This is a genomic window from Yersinia pekkanenii, from assembly GCF_001152565.1.
GTDB classification, from domain to species: Bacteria; Pseudomonadota; Gammaproteobacteria; order Enterobacterales; family Enterobacteriaceae; genus Yersinia; species Yersinia pekkanenii.
In genome coordinates, this window is sequence record NZ_CQAZ01000009.1 from 29,469 (window position 1) to 54,161 (window position 24,693).

Below are 24,693 nucleotides of genomic sequence, written 5' to 3' on the forward strand. Positions count from 1 at the left end.
CAACAATTAACACATTGATATTTAGTGAATTAATATTAATGTGGGAAATAAAATTTCCCTTTATTTCATACATCAGGAAATAATCGGCAGTTCAAAAAAATACCGCTCCGAAAAGCGGTATTGATTCATTGTCGCGTCAATTAACCTTGCAGTAAGGTTGAAATCAACTGAGTGGAGTTGTTGGCTTTTTTCAACATCATTACACTTGATTGCATCAACATTTCACTTTGCGCATGGTTTTTCATCTCATCAGCAAAATCGGTATCTTTGATGCTGCCCAGCGCCTGCTCGGTGTTGCTGATCATGTTGTCCAGGTTGTTAGAGGAAGATTGCAGGCGGTTTTGGTTCGCACCCAACGTGGCACGGAAGGCACCATAAGCATCAATCACTTGCGACAGTTTTTCATCCGCCGCCATCGCCAAATCTTTATCACCCAGTCTCAGGTTCATAACACCACCACCGACACCATTATTGGCGGCGAAATCTGCTGCTGCGGTTTCAGCTTTGGTATGTTCAGCGGTGAGATAAGCAACAGCAGCATCTACGCTGGCAAGCTGTGCTACAGTGGGAGTACTACCGATAGCAATGTTTTGCGCTGCGACAGTCTGCCCCTGCGCATCTTTATACTCAGGAATAGTGATGGCAACGGTTGTAGCCGTACCCACAGCTAACCCCGTTTTGGCGGTATCAGCATCATCTTTAGCGGTCTTGGCGGCATCAGTTGCATCATTCAAGGCTTTCAACGCTTGCTGTGCTTGCGTCCCGGTAGCATTTGCAACCAGTGGCACGCTCGCTTCTGTCACACTTTTAGTCAGATCTTCAATCACGCTGTCCAGATTTAATCTCAGGCTTGAATCTGCATTGGTGCCGCTCTGGAAATTCAATTCCTTACGCATTTTTCCACCCGCAGCAAACAGCTTCTCGGAGTTATATTCGGTGTTATTCAGTGCATTCTGTAGCTCTTTACCCAACTCGGTAAATTCTTTCTGAATGGCTTCGCGGTCTGCCGCTGAGTTGGTATCATTCGCCGCCTGCGTTGCCAGCTTCTTCATCGCATTCAATGTCTTGACTGACTCCGCCAGGCCACCGTCGGCAATTTGCAGCATAGCAATGGATTCCTGAATGTTCTGCTTTGCCTGGCCCATACCATTCAACAACTTTTCCATGCGGTTGGTGATCTGTAAGCCTGCCGCATTATCCGCTGGCGAATTAATACGGAAACCGGTGGACAGACGCTGTGAAGACTGCGCATTGGACAGATTTGCCTTACTTAAACTGTTGATCGCCGTTTTAGCAGAAATATTAGTATGGATAGAAAGTGCCATGAGGGTAATTCTCCTGAATTCCGGGGCTAACGGTTAGCGCCCGTGGTATCAGAATTAAGCGACACGACAGATGGTGAAATTAAGCCTGAAGGGTAATTTTTTGCCACGCTTTTTTCTTTTCTTTATTAGGTTCTGTATTTGCTGAATGAGTTATTCTGTTGGCGCTTAAGAAACAAATTAACGACACGGCAATGGAATAAATCAAATTATTATTTGATAATTCCGATTAATTATTCACTTTTGCATAATGGTATAGCATTGATTTTAATTTTCCTGCCGCGAATACCCATAAAAATTAAAGAGGTTAATAAAACAAAAGTCTCACCTAACTATCAGAAAATAAATGATTTTATTAATTTATTGCTTATGTTCTCTGGTTTAGTTAATAATACTGCAGGCCAAACCATTGGAGCATTATGCTTTAATTTGTTAATTAACTAGGAAATATTCTCATAAATTGGCATTTTATGCTGAAAAGAAAGATTCAAACCCTAGATATGGTTTAAAAAACACCCAATAATTATGGGCACTCCACTACCATTTTTAATGGATTGATTAAAAAAACAATATGAAAAACCGCACTTACACAGTGAATAATTGGTCAATTGACCTGACCTCCGGTTTTATCACACACCGGGATATGCAAGAAACAAAGCGCCTGGGTGAGTACCAATTAAAATTGATCACCGTTCTGCTGGAACATGTCGGTGAGATTTTATCCCGTGACGAATTAACCAATCTGGTATGGAAACGCCGGGTCATTGGCAATAATAGCCTGCCCAATGCTATTCACACCTTACGCGTGGCACTGGGTGATGAAAATAAGCAGCAGAGCATTATTCAGACTATCCCCAAAATGGGCTACCTGTTAGATCCTGCTTTTTGCGAAATAACAGAATATGACATAGAAGAAGGAATAAAAGAGTCGATAGAACAGAGCCAGCCCCATGCTGATGCAATGATGGCGCAGGAAACACCATCACCGCCTGCATTCAACGCCACTTCACGTGAAAATACCCCAACAGCAGAAACCTCACCACCACCAGCGGCGCAAACTCACCATCACTCTCCCACTTTAATGCCCAGGGTCACCGATCCGGCCAAACCACGGCGGATTTTAGGGCGCAGGCATCTGTTTGTCGCTCTGCTGTTAGTTGCAGTGATTATTGCTGGCCTTAGCCATTTGTTACGTCATTCGCCGCAAGGGCCACAGTATCACGCCATCGAACAAGACCAAGGGACATTCAGTAATATTAATCTGTTCCAATTAGTGGATGCCCAGTTATCGCAGCAGCAGGATGAAACCCTTAATCCGCGAATAAAGGACACACTCTATACACTCAATAAGCAGATTAAATCTAACGATACTCATATCAATATTTACTATTACGTGTCGCTGCGGCGGCTGGACTTTACGTTTATGGTAGAAAATCAATGTACCAAGAAGCAGCTCAGTATGACCATTTATCATTGGCGTCAGAACGATCAGTTACTGAATAATTTGATTTACCGTGAGATGGAGAGAAAGATTAATGAAATGGATAACTGCTAAAAGCAGCATGCTGTTATTGCTATTGGGGCTTTGTTTGTCACTTGCCGCTTTCGCTACTTCAGAATTAAAAGAAAAACCTGCATCTCTTCAGGGGCAATTTCAAATGGGTTTTTATGACTTACTGTCGCAACAGAAAGAAGTCTACGATGCACGTATTAGTGCCGTTCAAGGCGGGTACATCAGTACTATCACCAACCCAAACGATAACCGATTTATATTTAAAGGGAAGTTTACTGAGGAAACAGCAAAAAACGAGCAGTTAAGTTACCACTACAGCCCGATATTTTTTAATAATCCGACGTCGGGAAAGATGATTGATGGCTTGCTGGATTATCTCACCCATAACACGATATTTATGACGCCAATGGTGGTAGCAGGCCAGCCATTATTAGTCGGACAAAGTGGTATTATTTTGAGTGAAAAGTGAGAGGAGATATTAGCCTCCCCTCTGAATAGCGTCTGAGGTAAAGTTGTGGCGGCAGTAGGTACGCGGATTAATACCGGTCATTGTTGGGATAATGACATTAGAATTGGCCGCTTTAACTGACTGTAATCCTAATGGTTTGGGCTATAGATCAATCAGCTACCAATGAATTACATTCAACTTTCCAATAGATTTCTCACCATCGAATTACGCCCGCTCCCCTGTACAACCAGTATATTAGCCCACATAGCGTACTGCCCTTGCGCCAACTTGCTGGCTAACACTTCCGCTGCCATTTGTGCTGAATGTGGAACAGGAAAACTAGACATGCTGTTGATTTGTAGGTTGATATTTCTCTTATGTTCGCTTAGTTTACTCATCTGCTCGGTAATATGGTCCATCGCCTGCTGAATACCCACCCGGTGTTTATTCGCTGTCAGTGGGTGTTCTGCTATATCGCGCACCCGATCCTCCAGTACCCTTTCTGGCTGTAATTTCATCGACTGGAATGTCTCTTGCGAAAAACGTATGCCCCCCCCCCCCCCCCCGGACTTGAAGATCGGCATGAATATCTGCCCAAGACTGTTCATCCACCCGAAATTGCACATTACCGTGTGAATCTACCGCTCCGTGGAGACCAAAACGCCCTAACCCATTATTTAAACGTAATAGGTTTTGTGTCGCTGAGGCATCAGCAGATAGTTTTACCGCGACGATCCGATGCTCGGCCCCCGCCAGAGAAAACAACAGTGTTTCACTCTCTGCCGGTTGTAACAGTTTATCCACCTGGTGCAGATTGAAATTAACTTCTGTACGCTGATCGGCAACAAAATTAAGTTGTCGATCAATCGTGTTACCTGAAACCGATACACGTTGTTGCAACCAATGCAGTGTTTTGAGCGCCGTGGATTTTATTTCATTATTATGTCCTTCCTGTTGCAGCACCCGTTGTAATTGTGCGACCTGCAATTCAGTTGTATATAAATACTTTTCCGCTCGTTGTACTGCGGTGAGTTGCCGATTAAGTTGTACGTTATAACGCAGTGGCTGGTTAGAAATAAACGGTGATTCAGGGAAAGTGGCGTTTTTTGGTACCGAAGTCAGCGAGTCAGCGCCCTGAAATTTATCAAAACCAGGGAGTCTGGCATTATTTGCCATCTCCCATTGAGTTCTATTGAATCCTACCTGCATACCATCCCAGCTTAGATTAAGTTAAAAAGTGACAGTCCATTAATCTGTTTAAACGTCGTGTAGTTGGCGTTGGCAACTGCCATTACGTTTATCAATTCTGAATACGATTCAGCTAAATCAAGACCACCCAGATTTTCTTGGATAGTTGCATTCGATAACTCCATGTCTTCATGGTTTCTTTTCAGTAATTTACAATGCTTATCTCTAATACCTAACTCAGTTAATGTTACCCCCATCTGGTCAGAGGTCTTGTCAATCAACCCCATCATTTCATCAATTTTAGTGGTATGGCTGGTCGTAGATAAATTTCCCTGCTTAATCTCATCACACAATGTTTTCAATTTATTCAGTACTGCCAGCTCATCCGTAGGATCAGCAAAGGCTGACTGAAGATGCACATTTTCAATAATCTTGACCCCATGACCCACCCCGGTTTGGCGGCTATCACTATTACCTTTAAAAACATAAGTATTGTTGGCATCTAATTCAATTGGCTTGGTATTGCTGGCGGTTCCTGAAAATAAATAACGACCTTCACTATTTTTTCCGTTTAACTCAGATACCACAGCTTCCAACATGTAGTTCATTTCATCAGCAATTCCGCTGACATCTGTTTGGCTCTTAACATTATTACTGGCAGCCAGTAGTCTGTCTTTAATCACCACCAACTGTTTATTGATAGCCATAACTCGCCCGGCTTGATGATTAAGGCTGTTAGATAATCCATCAATATTATCGGTATGTTGCTTTATATCCGACTGTGCACGGTTTATCTGCATTAGCCGCGTACTGGCTATCGGATCTTCTGAGGGTAGATGAATACGTTGCTGCGTCATCATCTGCTGGTTTATCTTTTCCAGTTTCTGATTATGCTGAGAAATAAACCTATTCATCGCTGATAATAATGTTGAGTTACTGATTCTCATTATAACTTCCTTATTATGTTTAATGGTCAGATCAGGGCCAGAAGATCAGAGTACAATCTATCGCCGGTAGAGATAACTTTCATATTTGATTGATAAGCACGTTGATACTCCATCAAATTCATCGCCTCTTCATCACTGTTAACACCACTGACACTTTCACGATATCTTGTGGCTTGATTCAATACATTATTTGCACTTTCCAGCTCATTATTATTTCTATTGCTGGTCATCGCAACGTAACCCACTATCGCGGTACTGGCATCAACTAATTTTATATTGCTGCCGCCAGTGACATTTGCATCTTTAATATCCAGTAATTTAAATAGATTAACGCTATCACCTACCGGTTTCCCCCGTTCTGCCAAGGCTAACTGCTCTGCGGTCATCGCAGATAACCGTAGCATTCCATCGGAATGGCTCACATCAAAGGTAAATAAATCACGCCCGGCGGCACCATTGAAATCATCACCTTGTTTCAGTTGATGATTAAACTCAGTCGCTACTGTATTCGCCATATTATGAATAGATTTCTGTAATTCTTTTAGGGTGGTAAATTCATAATCATTTATTCCCCCTAGCTGACCACCACATGACATATCGACACCATAGGCTGCACCAGCATGATTGACACTCATTGAAATAGTGCCTGCCGAAGTCGTATTAACCGTCAGTTCAGAGGCTATAGAACCGTTAACTAAAGCTAGCCCTTGTTTCAAACTAATATTGTAAGTGCCATCCTCAGCTTGATGAATCCGGGTATCGATAAGGCCACTAAGTTTTTTTATCTGAAGCGCCTGCTTGTCCAATAAATCGTTAATATTCTTACCATCATAACTATTTTTTACTATCTGCTGGTTATAATCAGAAATACTCTTAGTTAAACTATTGATATTTTCAACATTAATATTACGATGTTGGGTGATGGATTTTTTCTGCTGATTAATAAAGTTATCCACATTATTAAAACGTATTGCCATAGTATTAGCCGATTCAATAATCTGCTGACGCATGGGGATTGAGTCTGGCATTTGAGTGGCAGCATTGAGCGAAGAGAAAAAATTATTTAGACCCGAGGCCAAACTGGTACTGTTATTGGATAGGGTTAACTCCATCGCTTTTAAATATTGTTCACCCACATCGTAGTACTGTTGCTGACTAATGGCTTGCCACTCCTGCATAACCACATAGTGCTCAGAAAGGCGCTTAATAGCATCAACATTAACACCTTGCCCCGCATTCTGCCCTGGTGAACCAATAGCGCTTTGTTCGACCCGCTGACGCGAGTAACCAGGAGTATGCAGATTGGAGATATTCATGGATGTCGCATTTAAATGTGCTTGTACTGCCTGCATTCCGCTAAATGCGGTTTTAATAAAATTCATTCGATTTCTTGCCTCAATAAACTCAATGAGAAATGCGCGTTGGTAGCAATAAGCGGCTATTTTCCATCCCGACTTAAATAGCCGCCCGCCGGTAGCTTACTGACTCCCCAACTGCTGGATCAGTAGATGAGCAATGCCACTACTGCGCTGCGAGGCCAGCGTGGAGGCCAGCTTGTCATCGTAGAAATCGCGCATCATACGCTGCTGTTTGCTGTTAAATGGGTCATCGGCGGCGGCCAGTGCTTCGGCGGCTTTGCGCATTTGTTGCAGCAGCGTACGCATAAAGAGGGCTTCAAACTGCACCGCCGCCTGTTCCAGATCCTGTGGCATTAAATCGCCAGAAAAACTCCCCGGCATCACCGGGGTTGATTTATTAATTGCATCAATCATATTTTGTCCTTAAATCACCACCAGCTCAGCCTCTAGCGCACCCGCTTCATGCAAGGCTTGTAATATCGCTATGATGTCATCTGGAGATGCACCTAAGCTATTGATAGTATTAACAATACCTTGCAATCGGGTACCGCTCGGTACGATCACCATTTGGTTTTTGCCTTTGGTGATTTCGATATCACTTTCCGGCGTGGTCACGGTTTTACCCCTCCCCAGCACATTGGGTTGGCTGACATTCTTCCGCTCGCGGATACTGACCGTCAGATTGCCATGAGAAACCGCCGCCGCACGCACCCTTACCCCTTCACCAATCACTACCGTACCGGTACGGGCATTGAACACCACCCGTGGCGACGGCTGACCGGCGTTGATCTGCACATCTTCCAATAAAGACATAAAGGCCACCCGCGCACCGGCATCTTGCGGTGCATTGACCATCACATTAGACGCACTTTGCGCCACCGCCGTGTTAGTACCGAATGCGCGGTTCAACGCCAGAGCCACATTATTGGCTGACTTAAAGCTCGGGCGCTTCAGGTTAAGCACCACCTGACGGTTGCTTTGGAAGTCACTTGGGATCTCGCGTTCAATACTGCCGCTATTGGGAATACGCCCCACAGTGGCGGTGTTAACGGTCACGCTTGAGCCGCTGCCACCTTCGGCTTTGATACCACCAACAATCACATTGCCCTGTGCCAAGGCATAGATTTCACCATCGGCACCGCGCAATTGAGTCAATAGCAAGGTGCCGCCGCGCAGGCTTTTGGCATCACCAATGGATGACACAGTGATATCAATGGATTGGCCGCGCGCATAACCCGGAGGCAAGGTGGCACTGATTGCCACCGCCGCCACATTCTTTACTTTAGGGTCCATTTTCTCCGGCAGTTGCACCCCAAACTGGCGCAACATGTTCGCCATCGACTGCCCCGTAAATTTGACCTGATTCTTATCGCCGGAACCGTCAAGCCCCACCACCAGGCTGTAACCCACCAGTTGGTTGCCACGCACTCCTTGAATATCCACCAGCGAGCCAAGGGGTTGTGCCATCGCGGCGGGCAGAGCAAACCACAAACCCAGTAGCACAAAATAACGTCGTAACATGTTGGCTCCTGCCTAGATAGGGAATAGCGGGTGGTTAAAGAAGCGGCTTAACCAACCGGCCGAGTTGGCATCGCTGAGCGCACCACGACCGGCATAGGAGATCCGTGCATTGGCAATGCGCTGAGAGGAGACCGAGTTGTCCCGTTCCACATCATCGGCCCGCACCATGCCGGTCACGCGCATATATTCATCCCCCTGATTGAGGGTCAGCCACTTCTCGCCACGAATAACCAATACTCCGTTGGGCAGCACCTGATGTACCGCTACAGTGATCGATCCGCGCAACATATTTTGCTGTGCCGACGTGGCACTGCCGTCAAAATCACGCTTGCCAGAAATCGAACCGCCGAGTTTGTTCAGCTTTTTCCCCAAGACTTCGGGAATACCAAGGCTCATGTCATTCTTTTTGCCAAAATTGGTTTTGGCCTGCTTACTGGATTGGGTGGATTCATCCAGTTTGACGGTCAAAATGTCACCGATCCGGTATGCGCGCCGGTCCTGTAATAGTGACCAGTGGTATGCGGGCTGAAACAGCCCGCCTCCTTCAGTTGCCATGACGGGCGGCACCAGATTGGCCGGTGGTGCAAATGCGGCATCATCTTTGTGCACCAGCAGGGTTGGGGTTTCACAACCACTCAACGCCAGCACCAAGGGTGTTAATAATAAAAACCTTTTCATTCATCATTCACTTTTCAACAGAGGTTGCCGACGGTTATAGCTTTTGAGTCACAAACTTCAGCATGTCGTCGGCAGCAGAGACCATCTTGGCATTCATCTCATAAGCCCGCTGTACGGTGATCATATCGACCATTTCCTCAACGACCTGCACATTGGAGCCTTCCAGTGAGCGATGCTCCAGTTGGCCAAATGCTTCTTCACCTGCCACCCCTTCCACCGCGCCACCACTGGCGACGGTTTCTTTATAGAGGTTGCCACCGACCGCTTCTAAACCGGCGGGATTAACAAAATTGACCAGCGTGATCTGCCCCAGTTCCACTGACTCAGTTTCGCCCCCCATGCGGGCGCTTACCGTACCGTCTTTCGCAATCGAGAGGTCATTGGCACCAGCGGGCATTTCAATTTGCGGGATCAACGGCATGCCCTGCGCATTGGTCAGAACACCGTCAGCATTGATAGCTAAATTACCGGCGCGGGTGTAGGCAAGACCACCGTCAGCGGTTTCAATCTGGAAGAAGCCCTGACCGGCAATGGCCACATCCAGATTACCGTTGGTAACTTTGATATTGCCGACGGTGAATTGCTTTTGGGTTCCCACCACTTTGACGCCGCTGCCGAACTGAATGCCATTGGGTGTGGCATTATTTTGGTCCAGTGGCGCACCGGGCGTGCGTTGGTTTTGATAGAACAAATCTTCAAATATCACCCGGTCGCGTTTAAAGCCGTCGGTATTGACGTTAGCCAGGTTGTTCGAGATAGCATTCATCTTGGCATCTTGTGCTGCCAGACCGGTTTTACTGACCCATAAGGCTGGATTCATTGTTCACTGCTCCCTAATGTCTACATCCATAAAATAAATAACCCCATAAAATAAACAGGTGCTGTAACAACGATTAGCTGCCACGGATCACGCGGTTACCCAATTGGGCCAGCTCTTCTGCCACTTTCATCATTTTGATTTGCGCTTCAAACTGGCGACTAATAGAGATGCTGGCGGTCATTTCACTGATAGCAGAAATATTGCTGCTTTCCAGATGCTGACTTACCACCTGAATACTCTCATCACGCGTAGCTGCGCCACGGCGACTCACCAATAGGCCACGGTTATTTTTAGTCAGTTGATTGGTGGGGATATCCACCAGTTTGATGCGATCAACATCGGTTGGAGCCTTGATGCCGCCCTGTTGTGGGATGATGGCAATGGTGCCGTCTTCGGTTACCGACACCGCAGAATAGGAGGGCAAGACAATCGGGCCGCCATCACCCAATACCGGTAAGCCATTGATGGTTAAATCGCCGTCCGGCCCCACCGCCATCTGGCCGTTACGGGTGTAGACTTCGCGCCCACCACTGAGTACCGCGATTAAGCCACGGTCTTTCACAGCGATATCCAGATCACGGCCGGTTTCCTGCAAACTGGCTGGGGTCATATCAACACCACCACTCTGGCTGAGTACTACCACCCGGCTGCGGTAGCCGCTACCCGGTACCTGAGTGGCCGTGGCCCGCTCCAGATCGGCACGGAACCCTTGCGTGTTGACGTTCGACAGATTATTGGCATGAATTTGTTGCTGCGTCAGGCTGCGGCTGGCACCGCTGACTGCGGTATAAAGAAGCTTATCCATTACAGTACCTGGAACAGTGCATTCATCATGCTGTCGTTGGTACTGATAATCTTGGTATTTGCCTGATAATTACGTTGCGCGGTCATCAGCCCCACCAGTTCGGCGGTCAAATCCACATTGGAGGATTCCAAAGCTCCGGTCTCAATATTGCCTAACAGACCGCTGCCGGGGAGACCCAATAGTGCCGATCCGGACTTACTGGTTGCACTCCAGGTGGTGCCGCTTTGGCTGGCTAAACCATTAGGATTGGCAAAGTTCGCGAGTACCAACTTACCTTGCAGCTTACGCTCGCCATTACTGAAGGTGGCATAGACCGAGCCATCGTTTTCAATTTTCTCACCGTTTTTTCTGCCAGCGGTATAGCCATCACTTTTGTTCCTGGTCGCAATAGATTCGCCATTAAATTGAGTGGTACCGCTGTAATCGATATCAATCGTCAAATTAGCCGCACCTGCCGGCGAAAACGTTCCCGTCGCCCCGTGTTTCTTAGCCGTCGACGTTTTTAGTAAACCATGTTGATCAAACTCTAAGCTATGTGAAATACCAGGAACCATTGTATTATCAACTGCATACTCAACTTTCCACTCGCCGGGAGTCATCTGTTTGATAAAGTATTGGTTTAATGAATGAGGCGTTCCCAATGAGTCATAGATATTTGAAGTCATGCTAAAGTTGTAACTGCTTTGACTGGTAGGGTTGAAAGGTGATATCGCCGGAGGATTAGCCCCGGCTTGTAAGTTAGCCATAATCTCCAATTGGCTTGAAGCCTTGGCCGCAAGGCCGGTGCTGCTTATCTCTAAATCGGTGATGATACCGGTTTGCAAATTTCCTGCTGCATCCGTGGGATAGCCTTGTAATTTCATGCCACCTGAGTTGATCAGCTTGTCATTATTATCGGTACTGAACATACCGGCACGGGTATAGGTGGTATCGCCAGCACTGTTTTTCACCACAAAAAAGCCACTACCTGCAATCGCCAAATCGGTGGCAATACCGGTTTTTTCGAGTGAACCGTCTTTACTGATACTTTGTGAAACACCACTCATTGCCACCCCCAGTGGCTGGGATTGTGCGTACATGGAAGCAAACTCAGCCCGGCCAGACTTGAAGCCTTTGGTGCCGGAGTTGGCGATATTGTTACTAATGGTATTGAGTTGTTCGGTTACCGCACTCAGCCCGGTATTGGCAATACTGAAACTCATAAAATTTTCTCTTATAAAATAGTGGGTTATATTTTTCTGTTCTTGAATTAAATGCCAAACTGTTTAACTTTGCTGTACGGCACCTCGCCCATACCGGCAATAGATAGCTGTGCCTCGCCTCCCGGCTGCGGGATCCGCACACTGTTTACCGCCCCTGCTAATTCCAACGGAATTAATGCTTCCCCACTGCCGCTTACCGCGCTGAGTTGGTAGTTGCCTGCATTAAGCTTTTGTTTGGTTGGATCAATGATGAAGTTCACACTACCGGCCGCTTGTGCGCCAAGATCGAGGCGATGCTCTTGCCCCAGGTTATCGGTCAAATACACAGCCACTGTCGACGCCGCGTGTTTTAACGTCAGTCGCCCATTTTGGATCTGCGTCCCCAGTTCCACGTCCTGGCTTTCCACCATCACCTGCTGCCCTACCAGATTGGCAGTGGCCATCGCCTGCATTCGCTCCATCTGCACGGTATTGCTGTTCAACATCTTTGCCATGTTTTCGGTCGATTGAACCTGCGAAAGTTGTGCCATCTGGCTGACAAATTCGGTGCCATCGGTAGGGTTCAGTGGATCCTGATTCTTAATCTGTGCCACCAATAACTTTAAAAATTGGTTATTGAGTTCTTCGCCATTAAGAAGTACCCCCTGAGGGGCGACTTCCGAGGTAGATTTAACCTGTAATCCACTGTTTTTAATATCATTAGACATATTAACGTTCTCCTAGCCTTAATACGCTCTGCTGCATACTTTTCACACTATTGAGCACTTCAACATTGGTTTCAAAGCTGCGCGATGCCGACATCATGTCCGCCATTTCTGACACCACATTGACTGCCGGATAAAACACATAACCTTGCGGGTTCGCCAACGGGTGATTAGGTTCATAACGTGGTACCGAGCCACCGGTTTCAACCACATCTAACACCTGTACCTGCGCACCGTTGACACCATGGGGATTAGCCGCGCTGCGGGGTGAATAAACCGCAGAGAACACCGGGCTGCGTGCCTTGTACACCGCCGCCGCCGAGGCCGCCGGTGACTCCGCATTGGCCAAATTACTGGCAATGGCATTGAGCCTGATGGTCTGGGCGGTCATGGCCGAGCCTGAAACCCGATAAATATTGTTAAAGGACATCGCTATTTCCCTTCAATTGCCTGTTTCAGCCCAGCCAGTTTCATATTGAGAAATGACAGACTGGTTTGATAATCGAGGGCATTTTTTGAAAACTCTGCCTGCTCGATGTGCAGTGCTACGGTATTGCCATCCTGTGAGGGCTGATAAGGCAGCCGATATTGAATTTGAGGTGATAACATTTCGCTATTCCCTCTTTTTGCTCGTTGCATTTCAGCGCCAAAATCAATATCTTTAGCCTGGAAATTTGGCGTATTCACATTGGCCAGATTGGCCGATAGCAGCTCTGCTCTGGTAAGTCGAAGCTGCATCGCCGCAGGGTGAACCCCTAACGCTTTCTGAAAATCAATGCCCACAAAACACGTCCTGATTTGATGTTAAAACACGAGTTTGCACTCACTAGCACTCACATAAATGCAAACAACGTGCCAGGTTTATAACATCATGAATATAAAGTATTTTTTATTACCATCTCGCCATAACGGGAAGGGCTATTTCCCCTCTGCCATACCCTTTTTTATCCGCCATCAGTATCGGTTGTTCCCGCTGTTTGCTGGCCTTATTTCGTTGCATGTCGCGGCGGCAAGCAGTGCTGAGATTAACGCCAGAAAACAGATTTATGCGCAGGCATTGCACGCAGCCAGTGCTGACATCAGCCAAACGGCCAAAAATAAAAACTGGCAGGGCTATACGGTAAAAATGAATATTTTTATTCCGTCAGAAGTGAGCCGTTATAAGGTGTGCCAAAGTGGCGTAAGGGTGGCCGCTCCAGCGAATGGGCAGCGCGATATCTCGCGTTTACGCTATGACATGAGTTGCCCTGATGGTCAGGGCTGGGAAGTGGCGGTCACGGCAAAACCTGATATCTATCTGCCGGTCTGGGTGGCAAAAAACAGTATTGAGCGCAGTAAAGTGGTGGCACCTGGCGATATTGAATTGAAGAAAAAGAATATCTCGGCGGCACAAGGTGGCTATATTACCGATCCGGATGAGATAGTCGGCTTCACCGTCAAACGCCGGATCCGCAGCCTGCAAGTGATTATTCCCTCACAACTGGAACAGCCGGTTTTAGTCACCCGGGGTCAACAGGTACTGATGATTGCCGAGCAGGGGGGTATTGAAGCCCGCATGTTAGGCGAAGCATTGAAAAATGGCCGCAAAGGGGAGCTGATTAAAGTGAAAAATCTTAGCAGCAAGCGCACCGTCACCGCCCTTGTCGATGATCTCGGCAAAGTCAGAATGCTGGGTATTAACGGCAGTTAACCTCAAGGTATCGACAAGTTAAGTTTTGACCAAACTGTGACGCTCTATCAGATTGTGGCGGTATCTCCACACTAATAAGAGAGAATCGGTAACTGACTATAGGTGATTTTATATGGAAATTAACACACATCGGCGGCAGATGATGGTGGCCGCTCCAGCAGCAAAAACAGAAAATGCCCCTGTTATTCAGCCTATTGATCCAGTTCGGGTACTGGCTGGCACCACACAACATGCCGCACCGGCAGGCGAGTTGCATGCCAAATTACAGGCCATGCCAGAAATTGACAGCGATCGCGTTGCCGCTGCCAAAGCTGAGATTCAGGCTGGCAAAATAACACTGAATACGGCGGATATTGCCAAAGCGATGCTTAACTTCCACAGGAGCTAGCCACGTTATGGAACCTGTACAAAATGTTCCACCACAGGACATTAACAAACTGAATATAAATCAGTTATTAATGGCGATCCAAGAGGATCGTAAACGTTATATTGCCCTAGAGAAACTGCTGGTAAAGCAACGTGAACTGATGATTAAACATGACTCTGAAGCCTTGCAAATACTCAATCCACAGTTGATGGAACTGTACAATTTAATTGATAAAACCGCCAATGAGCGGCGGTTGTTGATGCAGGAATTACAGTTACCCGCCCATAAAGAAGGAATGCACCTGTTGTTATCGCGTTTACCGGCACATTACCGTGAACACGCGGGGGCTTTATGGGCTGATCTACGTTTACGAGCCGATGCCTGCCGCCAGCAAAATCACCATAATGGCATGTTGCTGAGTATGCAGATGGAACTCTTATCTTCACTGACCGAGAACCGTTCCGATTTTCTGTATACGGGCTGAGACGTTGCAAGAAGCTGCGACCCGGTGGAATAAAAGTCGCAGAAATTACCAGCGCGACGTAGGGAATAACGACAGCGTTGAGCGGATAAAATAAATCTCGGATGACATCGTTAATATGGTCGTTATAGGCAGGATAATAGCTGGCATCCGCGCTATGGTTCCTGGCGATGTGCAGATAACTTTATCCCGCCTTACTGCGTTGCCAACATTGCGCAGCCAGACTATCAGTGACCTTTTGCTCACATCGCCCTTGCTCCAACTGCCATAGCTGTTGCTGCTGCGCTAACACCACGGCGACAGTTTTTTCCCGGCAGGCTTGTTGCTGCAACTCAATTTGCAACTTGCCCGCTTCAATACCCGCCAGCACCTGCTCCTGTTTTTGCCAGTCAATAACACGTTGGATATGGCGTTTATAGCTGGCGCTGTTTGTTATCAACACCGCACCCGCGGCGGCTGTTAATGAAAAATGAGTTAATGAGGTCAAGGCGCTAATATTATTTTGATAACGCTGACACAACTGCTTTTGCTGTGCCAGGCGACTGGTGGCTTGATTAAGCGCCTGTTGCCGCAACTGTTGTAATTGTTGTAATTGTTGCAGGGTGTGGATCATTAACTTGTCACTCATTATTGGCCTCAGATTGCGGGTACAGTGCGTTCAAATGTGCCAGAGTTGCCGGCAAGCGCGACGGCTGATCCACCTCCTGACGCAGAAAATCAATAATTGCCGGGTAATACTGCACCGCCCGATCGGCCATAGGATCGGCTCCTGCCACATAACCGCCCAGCGGGATCAACGGTTTGATCTCCATGTAATCGGCATAACATTGTTTCAGTAAACGGGCGGATTGAATCTGTTCACGCGGCGAGATCTGGCTCATACAGCGGCTAATCGACTGGCTAATATCAATGGCCGGATAGTGACCGGCCTCCGCCAGTTTGCGCGATAACACAATATGGCCATCTAATACCGCTCTGGCGCAATCAACGATCGGATCTTGCTGATCATCACCTTCCGCCAACACAGTATAAATGGCGGTCATAGTGCCGCTGCCCTGGCTGTTTCCGGCACTCTCTGCCAGCCGGGGAATAATGCTGAAAACCGAAGGCGGATAACCTTTGGTTGCCGGTGGCTCACCCAGTGACAGCGCGATTTCTCGCTGTGCCATCGCATAGCGGGTGAGTGAATCCACCAGCAGCAATACGTCGTTGCCTTTATCGCGATAATAAGTCGCCACGGAATGACATAGCTCGGTGGCTTTAATACGCATCAGCGGAGATTCATCTGCCGGAGCCGCTATCACTACCGATTTTGCCATGCCACTGGCCTGCAATGAGTTATCGATAAACTCTTTGACTTCCCGACCACGTTCACCGATAAGCCCAACCACCACCACATCTGCCTGAGTGTAGCGGGTCATCATGCCAAGCAGCATACTTTTACCCACACCACTGCCCGCCATCAATCCTACCCGCTGACCTTTGCCAATGGTGAGCAAGCCGTTGATGGCTTTGACCCCAACATCCAATGGCGTACTGACCGGCTGGCGCTGCAAAGGAGGCAGTTGCGGCAATTGCTGTGGCAGCGGGGTATCACCACTCAATATCCCCTGACCATCAATTGGCTCGCCCAGACCATTAACCACCCGCCCAAGCCAACTGTCACCAATCATCAATTCACCGTCCAGTTCACTCGGGAATACCCGAGCACCGCCTATCAGGCCATCAAGCTGCTTAAACGGCATCAGGTAAGTGACTTCCCTGTCAAATCCCACTACCTGTGCCTCGATAAAGCTCTCTTCCGCATTTTCTATGCGGCAACGCTGACCGATGGCCAAACGGCAACCGACACTTTCCAACAAAATGCCATTGACCCGCACTAATCGGCCAGCAACTCGGGCCAGATTAATGTTATCGATTGATTTCAGTGCGTGATCAAGTACCGCTAACTCACCCATGATGTTGATCCGATTGATGATCGTGGTCTGGCTGATGATCGTGTTCCGGCTGATCGTCTTGGTTCGGCAGTAAACTGCTTTTCAGTGCATCAACACATTGATCCAAACGATGTTGGCACCCGACATCGATTTCCGTGGTATCCGTCACCACCCGGCACTCCCCACTGACCATGTCAGCATCGCCAACCAGGCCCCACTGTTTGACCTTTTCTGGCGCGACATCATTGATACGGCCCAGTTCTATAGGGTTAAGATACACTTTGAGTTGCGTCGGCAGTGACGGTTGCGCCGCCAGAGCTTCCTCGACCAATGCCAGCAACTGCGCAGGTTGCAACGCCAGTTCACAGCGAATGACCTGACGGGTCACTTTTTCCACTAATTGCAATAACTCATCACGACGGCGGTTTTCATAACTGCGTAAATAGTCATGCATTTTTGCGACATAACCGCTAAACGGCTCGATAGCGTCATTAAAGCGGCAACTTTCTGATTGACGCCCCTCGACCCGCCCTTTTTTCACCCCGTCGTCATATCCCAGACCGACACCTTGCTGATATCCTTCCTCTTTACCCTCGGACAACCCTTTATTAAAACCCTGACGGACCCCTTCCTGAAAACCGTCCATCAGTTGTTTCTGGTATTCTGCCGGATCCATTGCCAATGCCTCGGCAGACTGCAGGTGCTGGCGGGTTTGACGCAGCGGGGGGAATTGATGAACCCGCAGTTTCAGACTGCCGCAGGTTGGGCTATTTTTTGTCAACATGGCTTTACTCCATTGTCTGTTCAGCGAACAATTGCACTTGGATCTCTCCCGCCTCGGCTAGCCTACGTACCTGAGCCATAATCTCTTTACGCACATGCTCGACCCGGCTAACCGGCACCGCGCCCATCCGATTCGTCGCATTTTGCAACTGCTGTATCTGGCGTTTCGGCAACACGTCATAGATAGCCTGGCGCAGTACCGGTTCAGTCCCTTTCAGGGCCACCGCCCAGTCGCTCATTGGAATGTCATCCATCAGGCGTTGCAAGGTGACCTCACTTTGGCGGCTGAGGATAAAGAATTCATACATCTCATCCTTCAGATCATTGAGCACTTCTTCATCACGCTCCCCCAGTTGCTCCAGCAACTGCTGCTGATTACCGGGGATACGGTTAACGATATTCGCCGCTTGCTTGATGCCCAATACCTTGGAGCCGTGCTCTGACAATACCGCCACGCCGCGCTCGATCAGACGATCCAGTTCATCAACCACATCGCGGTTGACATCATCAAGCTTGGCAATCCGATACAGCACATCGTCCTGACGACCTCTTTCCAGATAAGCCAGCACTTCAGCGGCAACATCCGGCGGTAAAAAGGCCAAAAATACCGCCTGTAATTGCAAATGCTCCTGCTCGATCAGCGCCGCCAACTGTGGTGTTCCCACCCACTGCAAGCGGGTCATACGATGACGAATTTCGTCGCCATAGATGCCATTAATCACATTCTTGGCAATATCGCTGCCCAAGGCTTTATTCAAAATACCTTGCAGATAGCTGCGGGATGCCCCGTTGATCCCGCTTTGCTCACGGTAATCGACAAAGAAGTCATCCAATGCCTGCCGTGCATGATTCAACTTGACACCATGCAGGCGAGACATGGTTTGGCTGATGCACACCACTTCCTCGCGCGTCAGTTTTTGCATCACCATCGCCGCAGCTTCCTCACCCACACTCAGTAGCAAAATCCCTGCCTGCTCTAAACGGCTGCGTACCGGAACTGCCGTAGCGCCGTCACTGACAACTGCGTCATCATTCTGATTGAGGTTTGATTCGTTCATTATTATTAATCCATTGTTTAATGACTTCGGCGACACGTTCAGTTTCTGACTGAGCCAGTTGTTGCAAGTGACTAATTTTGGTCTCCAAACCAGAGCCTTGCGGCGGCAGGTTGTCATCTTCTTTGAAGGAAGAAACCGACAACATCGGTTTGGTTGCAGTCGTGTTTTCACCTACGGTATTCACCGTATCCAGGCTGGCAACGTTTTCAGCCATCGCCGAGATAGCGTGTTTATCATCTCGACGCGAGAGCAGCGCTATCAATGGCCGCACACCGAACAGTAAGAACAACAGCGACAGTAAGCCAATACCGGCGATTTCTGCCCAACGGAAAGTAGTTGCATCTTGCCACCACGGAGTGACCGGTTCATCCATCAAGGTTGGCACGGTAAACGCCAGCATATGCAGTGTCAGGGAGTCACCACGTTTAACGTCGATACCGGCGGCATCTTCAATTAAGCGCTTCAATTCATTGGTCTGTTCTGGTGTCCATGTTTCCAGTACTGGCGCGGATTTATTCAAGATAACCGCAACGGTCATCTTCTCCAGCTTAAAGCCCGGATGACGAACATGGCGGATATCACGGTCATAGGCATATTTTCGTTGTGCCTGACTGCGACTGACAGTTGCAGGTGCGTTAGCAGTTTTCGGCTGCGCAGAGGGCTGATTGCTTAAGGAACCGGGGATCCCCATAGCAATGTCATCGCTGCTATTTTCCTGCTGAATATTTTCATCACTGATACGAGGCTCTGCACCATAGCGCTCCAGCGTTTCTTCAATGCGACTAAGATCAAGTTGAGTCGCGACACTGATACGGTAATTGTTAATACCGACCACGGAGCTAAGCAGATTGGCAATACTTCTCTCGGTAGAACTTTGCAAATAATGAGCTAACTCAGCCCCACTTTTCACACTTGGCATTCCTTTACCGTTAGCTTGATAAGCTTCTGATAACAGCTCACCTTGTTGATTAACCACCCGCACATTTGCGGCCTTCAGACCCGGAATGCTGCCGGCAACCAGTTGGACGATGGCACCTACCTGTTCTGTTTTCAGCGTCTGGTCATATTTCAGACGTAACACCACAGATGCACTGCTCTCCGCACGATTACTGATGGCAAAAGAACTGGCTTCACTCATCCCTAAATGTACCCGGGCATAATTCACTGCGGTTAATGCCATAATGCTCTGGGCCAGCTCACCTTCCAGACTGCGTTTGTAGCGCACATTCTGAATAAACTGACTGCTCCCTAGCATGGTTTCCTGATCCATCAGCTCATAGCCAGTTGGCAATGTGGCGGTAATACCTTTGGCTGCCAGCAAAATACGGGCTTTGCCTAATTGATTCTCCGCCACCAATATTTGGCCGTTATCCGGATTAATACGATAGGTAATGGCCTCGCCATCCAGCACCTCAACAACCTGCGCTACCGGAATATTCTCCTGTGAGCCGAACAGCGCGGTATAACCCTGTGAACTGCGCCAAAGACTGAAAATGATCGCACCGGTGACCAAAATGGCCACTACACTCATCAAGATGTTTTTTTGATTATTACCCAACCTGACGGATGGCAATTTTTGTTTAATTTTATCTAACACCGATTTACCCTACAGCGCAGTATTTATGACTTCATCCAGTGCAGAGGTAAGCTTATTACGCACCTGCACCATCGCAGAGAAAGCCACACTGGCTTTCTGACTTGCTAACATCGTGCCGGTTAGATCGTCACTGATGCCCATATCCATTGCGGTCTGCTTATCGCTGGCCACATGTTGTAAATTATCCACACGGTTAATCGCGCCATTGAGTACCTGAGAAAAAGAACGGGAACTCACCTCTCTTCTCTGAGCGAACATGCGGCTACCCGCAGGCTCCTGGCTTGCCATAGCCGCCATCTGCTGCATTTCCGCTATCATGGGCAATTGCATATTTGGCATAGTGATAGCCCCAACTTTATCCATCATTCTTCCTTTTATGAGTAACACTCAATGTCGATACCGTCTTCACGCATATTGGCCAACCGATAGCGCAAAGCTCGTGGTGTAATGCCTAAAAATGCGGCAGTTTTGGCTTTACTTCCCTGGTGTCGTTGCAGTAAATCCACGATATATTGATACTGGGCTAAGCGCCCACGTAACTTAATATTGCTTTCAGCATGAGTAGATTGAATTCTTGAAGTAGGAAATACCGGATTATTTTCTGCCAATTTACTTCTGACTAATTGACTTTCTGATAGCGTTATTTCTTGTGTGATAGACAGACCCAAATGTGAAATATCGATCAACCCGTTATTGCTCATAATAATCCCGCGCTGAATAACATTTTCTAATTCACGCACATTACCCGGCCAAGGATATGTCTGTAGCTCGTACTGCGCTTGCGCGGTAATATCTATTTTCACATCCAAAAAATTACGGTATTTTTTAAAAAAAACGCTCACCAGCGGCATAATATCTTCGGGTCTTTCGCGCAGCGGTGAGATATGAATAGGCACCACAGATAAGCGGTAATAGAGATCTTGACGAAAACGTCCTTCTGCAATCTCAACATTCAAATCTTTATTGGTTGACGCAATGATACGAATATCTAACGGAATGCACTTATTGCTACCTAAACGTTCAACTTCTTGCTCTTGTAATACGCGCAATAACTTAACTTGCAACGCTAACGGCATGTCGCCAATTTCATCCAGCAATAATGTGCCGCCATTAGCTTGCTCAAATTTACCGGCAACACTGGCAACCGCACCGGTAAATGCGCCTTTTTCATAACCGAATAATATTGCCTCCAGCATGCTCTCGGGAATGGCGGCGCAGTTCACCGCAACATAAGGTGAATTATCTCCCATCGCTTTCTGATGGATATATTTTGCCACACATTCTTTACCGGTTCCCGTTTCTCCGGTTATTAATACCGGCACATTAAACTCAGCAACCCGGCGTGCAAGAGAAAATACACTCACACTGGAGGGTGCATTAGCAACAAAACCATGTTCATTTTTAGATAATACATCCACAGTCATATTCATAATAATGTATCCACTCTCCAGTAGAACCAACGAAGCACGTTCAACAGTTAATAATACGACCAGAAACGAAACCTTCTTAAATCTTAATGAGATTAAAAAAACACTCTAGTAAATTATTTAATCACCAATAATTCAACAAGGTAAACCGCTAGAGAATAACTATAACTTTATAGTTTAAAATAAAGGAATTAAATAAAAATTAAAAATATTAATTGATTCAAATCAATGAGTTATATATTTAAAATTAATTAACCAATAAAAAACAAATAAATTAATAAAGAATTGCCCATTGTATTTCTTTGTAATAAAAGGTTTAATTCATAACCTATAAAACTTAAGTAAAAAACCAATGCAGAATGTTATATCAGCGTATCACCCCATCCTTTAGTTAAATTAAACGGCATGGATTTACGACTCAAAAACCTGCAATTAAAATAACTAACAAAACTAACATCACTCCCTCGTTTATCGCGATTACGCGCGAAACCAAGGACATTAGCCGGACTGGAATTTTGGATAAACTATGCAGCCAAATAAAGCTAAAGTAAGGGTTCATAGCAGTGACTCGCTAGCGGACACCATGACGCTTGATATTAATAAACTGGGGCGTCCTTATCATAAAATACCCAAAATTGTGGGTGATTACTTTGCTGTAATTGAGAATCAGATCAGCCTGTACTTTTTAAAAAAATATCGGGTTAATATCACATTAAAAGACATTAAATTTAAAGCAGATTGCCACTACAAGAACGCACAAATACTCAGCAGCCAAATAGGTAACATCGCCTTTGATATCGATCGTACTCTGCTACTGAATATCCTTAATGACTACTATGGCTTAACCAAAGAAAATAATATTACACCGTCTTTGGATAACACGCCAATAACCCAAACCGAAGAAAGATTAAAAAATAAACTAAGCATTGAAATAGCCATTCTGATCATGAATCAACCGGTGTTTGGTGAGCCACTGGTGATTAAAAGTAATAATTCTACGTCTATTGTTAAGTGGTCCTATCGTATGGATTTCCTATTAAAGGATTATGAGAACGGTGGTTTTACTCTACTGATTGACACTCCCCATGTCGACAGACTGCTCAATACATTAAATACCGAACAGCAAGGGGAAAAGAAAACTCAGGCTCTTTCAATAATACAATTTGATCGACTAGTGAGTCAGTTACCTATTCGGCTTACCAGCCAGTTAAGTTGCAGTAACCTGACTTTTGCGGAACTGATGGAGTTAAAAGAGGGCGATATTATTCCCACATTTCTACCAGAACGTTTTCCGGTAGTTATTGGTAAAGAAGCTTTATTTAGTGCGGTAGTGACTGAAAGTCGCGGCAAGCTATTTTTATCTGAATTTAATGACAAAACTAATGAGATAAATCATGACTGATACATCAATTGAACTTGGCAATGATATGGACTTTAACTTCGCAACAGCAGAGAACGGGTCAAGCATGTCCCAACCGTGTCCAGCCGAAACCGTTGAAACACCCGCAGTGGATAATCGCTGGTATGAACAGCAACGTAAAATGTCACTGTTCAGCCGCATTCCGGTCACCCTCACGCTGGAGGTCGCCTCGGTGGATATCCCACTCTCCGAGTTAATAGCCGTGAATAATGACTCGGTGATTGAGTTAGATAAACAGGCTGGCGAGCCACTGGATATCAAGGTCAATGGCATTATGTTCGGTCAGGCTGAAGTGGTCGTGGTCAATGAGAAATATGGCCTGCGTATTATTAGCTTCAACAGCCAAGGCTTGGGTGAACTCACGTTATGATCTTAAACCGCCTGCAAGCTATAACACCCACCACCATAAGTCGTGGTCTGTTATTCAGTGGATTATTGTTCAGCGGATTATTGTATTCCCCTCTTCTTCTGGCACAGGAGGGGGGCGTTACGCTATTCAGCACCACGCAAACGGCTGCCGGTCAGGATTATAACGTCAAGATTGAAATCTTGATCCTGATGACGCTGCTCGGCCTGCTGCCCATCATGATGCTGATGATGACCTGCTTTACTCGCTTTATTATCGTGCTGGCAATATTGCGCCAGGCATTGGGATTACAGCAAAGCCCCCCCAATAAGGTGCTGACTGGCATTGCACTGGCGCTGACTTTATTGGTTATGCGCCCGGTATGGACCAAGGTCCATCAGGATGCGGTCATTCCTTTCCAGAATGATGAAATCACCTTGCCGCAGGCGCTGGCACGGGCAGAAGTTCCGCTAAAGAACTACATGCTGGCACAAACCAGCACCAAATCACTGGAACAGATGATGAGCATTGCTCAGGTCAATGGTGAACCACAACAGCAAGATCTGACGGTGGTAACACCGGCCTATCTGCTCAGTGAGCTGAAAACCGCCTTCCAGATAGGTTTTATGATTTACATTCCGTTTCTGGTCATTGACCTGATTGTCGCCAGTATTCTGATGGCGATGGGCATGATGATGCTGTCACCGTTAATTGTCTCCTTGCCATTTAAATTAATGTTGTTTGTGTTATGCGATGGCTGGACATTGATAGTGGGTACGCTAACCGCCAGCGTGCAGGGTCTATAGCATGATGACCACGGACATTGCCGGGGACATCATAGCCGCCGGGCTGCATCTGGTATTGATCATTTCTGTGGTTGCCATCATCCCCAGCTTGTTAACCGGGCTACTGGTTAGCATCTTTCAGGCCACCACGCAGATCAATGAGCAAACACTCAGTTTCCTGCCACGTTTGGTGATGACCATGCTGGTATTGATCTTTGCTGGCAAATGGATGATGACCAAACTGAGTGACTTCACCATCGCTATTTTCCAGCAAGCTGCACAGTTGGTTGGGTAAA

28 protein-coding genes and 1 pseudogene are annotated in these 24,693 nt (G+C 47.0%); 9 read left to right on the forward strand and 20 right to left on the reverse strand.

Features of this window, described 5'->3' with window-relative positions; translation table 11 throughout:
- Positions 1 to 140 precede the first annotated feature (140 nt).
- The gene (locus AEP37_RS06095; RefSeq protein ID WP_049611385.1) at positions 141 to 1,325 is read right to left on the reverse strand and encodes a flagellin N-terminal helical domain-containing protein; all 1,185 of its coding nucleotides are present in this window, start codon (positions 1,323 to 1,325) and stop codon (positions 141 to 143) included.
- 568 nt (positions 1,326 to 1,893) lie between these two features.
- Here AEP37_RS06095 and AEP37_RS06105 point away from each other — a divergent pair.
- Entirely contained in the window at positions 1,894 to 2,877 is a 984-nt protein-coding gene (locus tag AEP37_RS06105) for a winged helix-turn-helix domain-containing protein (protein WP_049611389.1), read from the forward strand.
- Positions 2,858 to 3,304, forward strand: coding sequence for a hypothetical protein (locus AEP37_RS26495; RefSeq protein ID WP_049611392.1), 447 nt, complete (start codon positions 2,858 to 2,860; stop codon positions 3,302 to 3,304). Before AEP37_RS06105 ends, AEP37_RS26495 begins: the two co-directional genes overlap by 20 nt.
- 173 nt (positions 3,305 to 3,477) lie before the next feature.
- Here AEP37_RS26495 and AEP37_RS06115 read toward each other — a convergent pair.
- From AEP37_RS06115 to flgB, 12 genes and pseudogenes are all read right to left on the reverse strand, one after another.
- Positions 3,478 to 4,492: pseudogene (locus tag AEP37_RS06115) on the reverse strand (flagellar hook-associated protein).
- 11 nt (positions 4,493 to 4,503) lie between these two features.
- On the reverse strand, positions 4,504 to 5,418 hold the full coding sequence (locus AEP37_RS06120; RefSeq protein ID WP_049611395.1) for a flagellin N-terminal helical domain-containing protein: 915 nt from the start codon (positions 5,416 to 5,418) through the stop codon (positions 4,504 to 4,506).
- 26 nt (positions 5,419 to 5,444) lie between these two features.
- On the reverse strand, positions 5,445 to 6,800 hold the full coding sequence (flgK, locus tag AEP37_RS06125; RefSeq protein ID WP_049611398.1) for a flagellar hook-associated protein FlgK: 1,356 nt from the start codon (positions 6,798 to 6,800) through the stop codon (positions 5,445 to 5,447).
- Between the two features lie 96 nt (positions 6,801 to 6,896).
- Positions 6,897 to 7,190: a rod-binding protein gene (locus AEP37_RS06130; RefSeq protein WP_049611400.1), complete on the reverse strand. Its 294-nt coding sequence runs from the start codon at positions 7,188 to 7,190 to the stop codon at positions 6,897 to 6,899.
- Positions 7,191 to 7,199: 9 nt separating this feature from the next.
- Complete coding sequence (locus tag AEP37_RS06135; protein WP_049611403.1) at positions 7,200 to 8,297, reverse strand: flagellar basal body P-ring protein FlgI; 1,098 nt, start codon at positions 8,295 to 8,297, stop codon at positions 7,200 to 7,202.
- 12 nt (positions 8,298 to 8,309) lie between these two features.
- Positions 8,310 to 8,975, reverse strand: a complete 666-nt coding sequence (gene flgH / locus AEP37_RS06140) for a flagellar basal body L-ring protein FlgH (RefSeq protein ID WP_049611405.1) — start codon at positions 8,973 to 8,975, stop codon at positions 8,310 to 8,312.
- Between the two features lie 34 nt (positions 8,976 to 9,009).
- Positions 9,010 to 9,795, reverse strand: coding sequence for a flagellar basal-body rod protein FlgG (flgG, locus tag AEP37_RS06145; protein WP_049611408.1), 786 nt, complete (start codon positions 9,793 to 9,795; stop codon positions 9,010 to 9,012).
- A 73-nt stretch (positions 9,796 to 9,868) separates the two neighbouring features.
- Positions 9,869 to 10,600 (reverse strand): flagellar basal body rod protein FlgF, encoded by a 732-nt coding sequence (locus AEP37_RS06150; RefSeq protein WP_049611410.1) that lies wholly within the window; start codon positions 10,598 to 10,600, stop codon positions 9,869 to 9,871.
- Positions 10,600 to 11,802 (reverse strand): flagellar hook protein FlgE, encoded by a 1,203-nt coding sequence (flgE, locus tag AEP37_RS06155; RefSeq protein WP_049611413.1) that lies wholly within the window; start codon positions 11,800 to 11,802, stop codon positions 10,600 to 10,602. The genes AEP37_RS06150 and flgE overlap by 1 nt, the downstream gene beginning before the upstream one ends.
- Positions 11,803 to 11,849: 47 nt before the next feature.
- Positions 11,850 to 12,509: a flagellar hook assembly protein FlgD gene (gene flgD, locus AEP37_RS06160; protein WP_049611415.1), complete on the reverse strand. Its 660-nt coding sequence runs from the start codon at positions 12,507 to 12,509 to the stop codon at positions 11,850 to 11,852.
- Position 12,510: 1 nt separating this feature from the next.
- A complete protein-coding gene (flgC, locus tag AEP37_RS06165; protein WP_049611418.1) occupies positions 12,511 to 12,936 on the reverse strand; it encodes a flagellar basal body rod protein FlgC in 426 nt (141 codons plus the stop codon).
- A gap of 2 nt (positions 12,937 to 12,938) precedes the next feature.
- A complete protein-coding gene (gene flgB / locus AEP37_RS06170; protein WP_049611422.1) occupies positions 12,939 to 13,289 on the reverse strand; it encodes a flagellar basal body rod protein FlgB in 351 nt (116 codons plus the stop codon).
- A gap of 58 nt (positions 13,290 to 13,347) precedes the next feature.
- Here flgB and flgA point away from each other — a divergent pair, with 58 nt between their 5' ends.
- The 3 genes from flgA to flgN all read left to right on the forward strand — a co-directional run bounded on the left by flgA (position 13,348) and on the right by flgN (position 15,047).
- A complete protein-coding gene (flgA, locus tag AEP37_RS06175; protein WP_049611425.1) occupies positions 13,348 to 14,196 on the forward strand; it encodes a flagellar basal body P-ring formation chaperone FlgA in 849 nt (282 codons plus the stop codon).
- 112 nt (positions 14,197 to 14,308) lie between these two features.
- Entirely contained in the window at positions 14,309 to 14,584 is a 276-nt protein-coding gene (gene flgM, locus AEP37_RS06180; RefSeq protein ID WP_049611428.1) for a flagellar biosynthesis anti-sigma factor FlgM, read from the forward strand.
- Between the two features lie 7 nt (positions 14,585 to 14,591).
- The gene (flgN, locus tag AEP37_RS06185; RefSeq protein ID WP_049611431.1) at positions 14,592 to 15,047 is read left to right on the forward strand and encodes a flagellar protein FlgN; all 456 of its coding nucleotides are present in this window, start codon (positions 14,592 to 14,594) and stop codon (positions 15,045 to 15,047) included.
- Between the two features lie 181 nt (positions 15,048 to 15,228).
- Here flgN and fliJ read toward each other — a convergent pair whose 3' ends face one another.
- Genes fliJ through AEP37_RS06220 form a run of 7 tightly spaced genes read right to left on the reverse strand, consistent with a single transcriptional unit; the run spans position 15,229 to position 21,852 of the window.
- Positions 15,229 to 15,657, reverse strand: coding sequence for a flagellar export protein FliJ (gene fliJ, locus AEP37_RS06190; protein WP_408068320.1), 429 nt, complete (start codon positions 15,655 to 15,657; stop codon positions 15,229 to 15,231).
- Between the two features lie 7 nt (positions 15,658 to 15,664).
- On the reverse strand, positions 15,665 to 17,002 hold the full coding sequence (fliI, locus tag AEP37_RS06195; protein WP_049611447.1) for a flagellar protein export ATPase FliI: 1,338 nt from the start codon (positions 17,000 to 17,002) through the stop codon (positions 15,665 to 15,667).
- Positions 16,995 to 17,765 carry a flagellar assembly protein FliH gene (gene fliH / locus AEP37_RS06200; protein ID WP_049611451.1) on the reverse strand — a complete coding sequence of 257 codons (771 nt, stop codon included), beginning with the start codon at positions 17,763 to 17,765 and terminating at the stop codon, positions 16,995 to 16,997. The genes fliI and fliH overlap by 8 nt, the downstream gene beginning before the upstream one ends.
- Positions 17,766 to 17,769: 4 nt before the next feature.
- Entirely contained in the window at positions 17,770 to 18,822 is a 1,053-nt protein-coding gene (locus tag AEP37_RS06205) for a flagellar motor switch protein FliG (RefSeq protein WP_049611454.1), read from the reverse strand.
- On the reverse strand, positions 18,794 to 20,419 hold the full coding sequence (gene fliF, locus AEP37_RS06210; RefSeq protein WP_049611457.1) for a flagellar basal-body MS-ring/collar protein FliF: 1,626 nt from the start codon (positions 20,417 to 20,419) through the stop codon (positions 18,794 to 18,796). The genes AEP37_RS06205 and fliF overlap by 29 nt, the downstream gene beginning before the upstream one ends.
- Positions 20,420 to 20,428: 9 nt before the next feature.
- Positions 20,429 to 20,782: a flagellar hook-basal body complex protein FliE gene (gene fliE, locus AEP37_RS06215; protein WP_049611459.1), complete on the reverse strand. Its 354-nt coding sequence runs from the start codon at positions 20,780 to 20,782 to the stop codon at positions 20,429 to 20,431.
- 11 nt (positions 20,783 to 20,793) lie between these two features.
- Positions 20,794 to 21,852, reverse strand: coding sequence for a sigma-54 interaction domain-containing protein (locus tag AEP37_RS06220; protein ID WP_049611653.1), 1,059 nt, complete (start codon positions 21,850 to 21,852; stop codon positions 20,794 to 20,796).
- A gap of 520 nt (positions 21,853 to 22,372) precedes the next feature.
- Between AEP37_RS06220 and AEP37_RS06225 the strand changes: the two genes are divergently transcribed.
- From AEP37_RS06225 to fliQ, 4 genes are all read left to right on the forward strand, one after another.
- Positions 22,373 to 23,248 carry a FliM/FliN family flagellar motor switch protein gene (locus AEP37_RS06225; RefSeq protein WP_049611463.1) on the forward strand — a complete coding sequence of 292 codons (876 nt, stop codon included), beginning with the start codon at positions 22,373 to 22,375 and terminating at the stop codon, positions 23,246 to 23,248.
- 64 nt (positions 23,249 to 23,312) lie between these two features.
- Positions 23,313 to 23,636 carry a flagellar motor switch protein FliN gene (gene fliN, locus AEP37_RS06230; protein WP_408068321.1) on the forward strand — a complete coding sequence of 108 codons (324 nt, stop codon included), beginning with the start codon at positions 23,313 to 23,315 and terminating at the stop codon, positions 23,634 to 23,636.
- Positions 23,633 to 24,418, forward strand: coding sequence for a flagellar type III secretion system pore protein FliP (fliP, locus tag AEP37_RS06235; protein ID WP_049611469.1), 786 nt, complete (start codon positions 23,633 to 23,635; stop codon positions 24,416 to 24,418). Before fliN ends, fliP begins: the two co-directional genes overlap by 4 nt.
- Position 24,419: 1 nt before the next feature.
- The gene (gene fliQ / locus AEP37_RS06240) at positions 24,420 to 24,692 is read left to right on the forward strand and encodes a flagellar biosynthesis protein FliQ (RefSeq protein WP_013650415.1); all 273 of its coding nucleotides are present in this window, start codon (positions 24,420 to 24,422) and stop codon (positions 24,690 to 24,692) included.
- The last annotated feature ends 1 nt before the right edge of the window (position 24,693 follow it).

Coding starts and splice junctions, on each gene's coding strand:
- AEP37_RS06095 (WP_049611385.1), bottom strand. CDS start 1,325: ATGGCACTTTCTATCCATACTAATATTTCTGCTAAAACGGCGATCAAC.
- AEP37_RS06105 (WP_049611389.1), top strand. CDS start 1,894: ATGAAAAACCGCACTTACACAGTGAATAATTGGTCAATTGACCTGACC.
- AEP37_RS26495 (WP_049611392.1), top strand. CDS start 2,858: ATGAAATGGATAACTGCTAAAAGCAGCATGCTGTTATTGCTATTGGGG.
- AEP37_RS06120 (WP_049611395.1), bottom strand. CDS start 5,418: ATGAGAATCAGTAACTCAACATTATTATCAGCGATGAATAGGTTTATT.
- flgK (WP_049611398.1), bottom strand. CDS start 6,800: ATGAATTTTATTAAAACCGCATTTAGCGGAATGCAGGCAGTACAAGCA.
- AEP37_RS06130 (WP_049611400.1), bottom strand. CDS start 7,190: ATGATTGATGCAATTAATAAATCAACCCCGGTGATGCCGGGGAGTTTT.
- AEP37_RS06135 (WP_049611403.1), bottom strand. CDS start 8,297: ATGTTACGACGTTATTTTGTGCTACTGGGTTTGTGGTTTGCTCTGCCC.
- flgH (WP_049611405.1), bottom strand. CDS start 8,975: ATGAAAAGGTTTTTATTATTAACACCCTTGGTGCTGGCGTTGAGTGGT.
- flgG (WP_049611408.1), bottom strand. CDS start 9,795: ATGAATCCAGCCTTATGGGTCAGTAAAACCGGTCTGGCAGCACAAGAT.
- AEP37_RS06150 (WP_049611410.1), bottom strand. CDS start 10,600: ATGGATAAGCTTCTTTATACCGCAGTCAGCGGTGCCAGCCGCAGCCTG.
- flgE (WP_049611413.1), bottom strand. CDS start 11,802: ATGAGTTTCAGTATTGCCAATACCGGGCTGAGTGCGGTAACCGAACAA.
- flgD (WP_049611415.1), bottom strand. CDS start 12,509: ATGTCTAATGATATTAAAAACAGTGGATTACAGGTTAAATCTACCTCG.
- flgC (WP_049611418.1), bottom strand. CDS start 12,936: ATGTCCTTTAACAATATTTATCGGGTTTCAGGCTCGGCCATGACCGCC.
- flgA (WP_049611425.1), top strand. CDS start 13,348: ATGCAAACAACGTGCCAGGTTTATAACATCATGAATATAAAGTATTTT.
- flgM (WP_049611428.1), top strand. CDS start 14,309: ATGGAAATTAACACACATCGGCGGCAGATGATGGTGGCCGCTCCAGCA.
- flgN (WP_049611431.1), top strand. CDS start 14,592: ATGGAACCTGTACAAAATGTTCCACCACAGGACATTAACAAACTGAAT.
- fliJ (WP_408068320.1), bottom strand. CDS start 15,657: ATGATCCACACCCTGCAACAATTACAACAATTACAACAGTTGCGGCAA.
- fliI (WP_049611447.1), bottom strand. CDS start 17,002: ATGGGTGAGTTAGCGGTACTTGATCACGCACTGAAATCAATCGATAAC.
- fliH (WP_049611451.1), bottom strand. CDS start 17,765: ATGTTGACAAAAAATAGCCCAACCTGCGGCAGTCTGAAACTGCGGGTT.
- AEP37_RS06205 (WP_049611454.1), bottom strand. CDS start 18,822: ATGAACGAATCAAACCTCAATCAGAATGATGACGCAGTTGTCAGTGAC.
- fliE (WP_049611459.1), bottom strand. CDS start 20,782: ATGGATAAAGTTGGGGCTATCACTATGCCAAATATGCAATTGCCCATG.
- AEP37_RS06225 (WP_049611463.1), top strand. CDS start 22,373: ATGCAGCCAAATAAAGCTAAAGTAAGGGTTCATAGCAGTGACTCGCTA.
- fliN (WP_408068321.1), top strand. CDS start 23,313: ATGTCCCAACCGTGTCCAGCCGAAACCGTTGAAACACCCGCAGTGGAT.
- fliP (WP_049611469.1), top strand. CDS start 23,633: ATGATCTTAAACCGCCTGCAAGCTATAACACCCACCACCATAAGTCGT.
- fliQ (WP_013650415.1), top strand. CDS start 24,420: ATGATGACCACGGACATTGCCGGGGACATCATAGCCGCCGGGCTGCAT.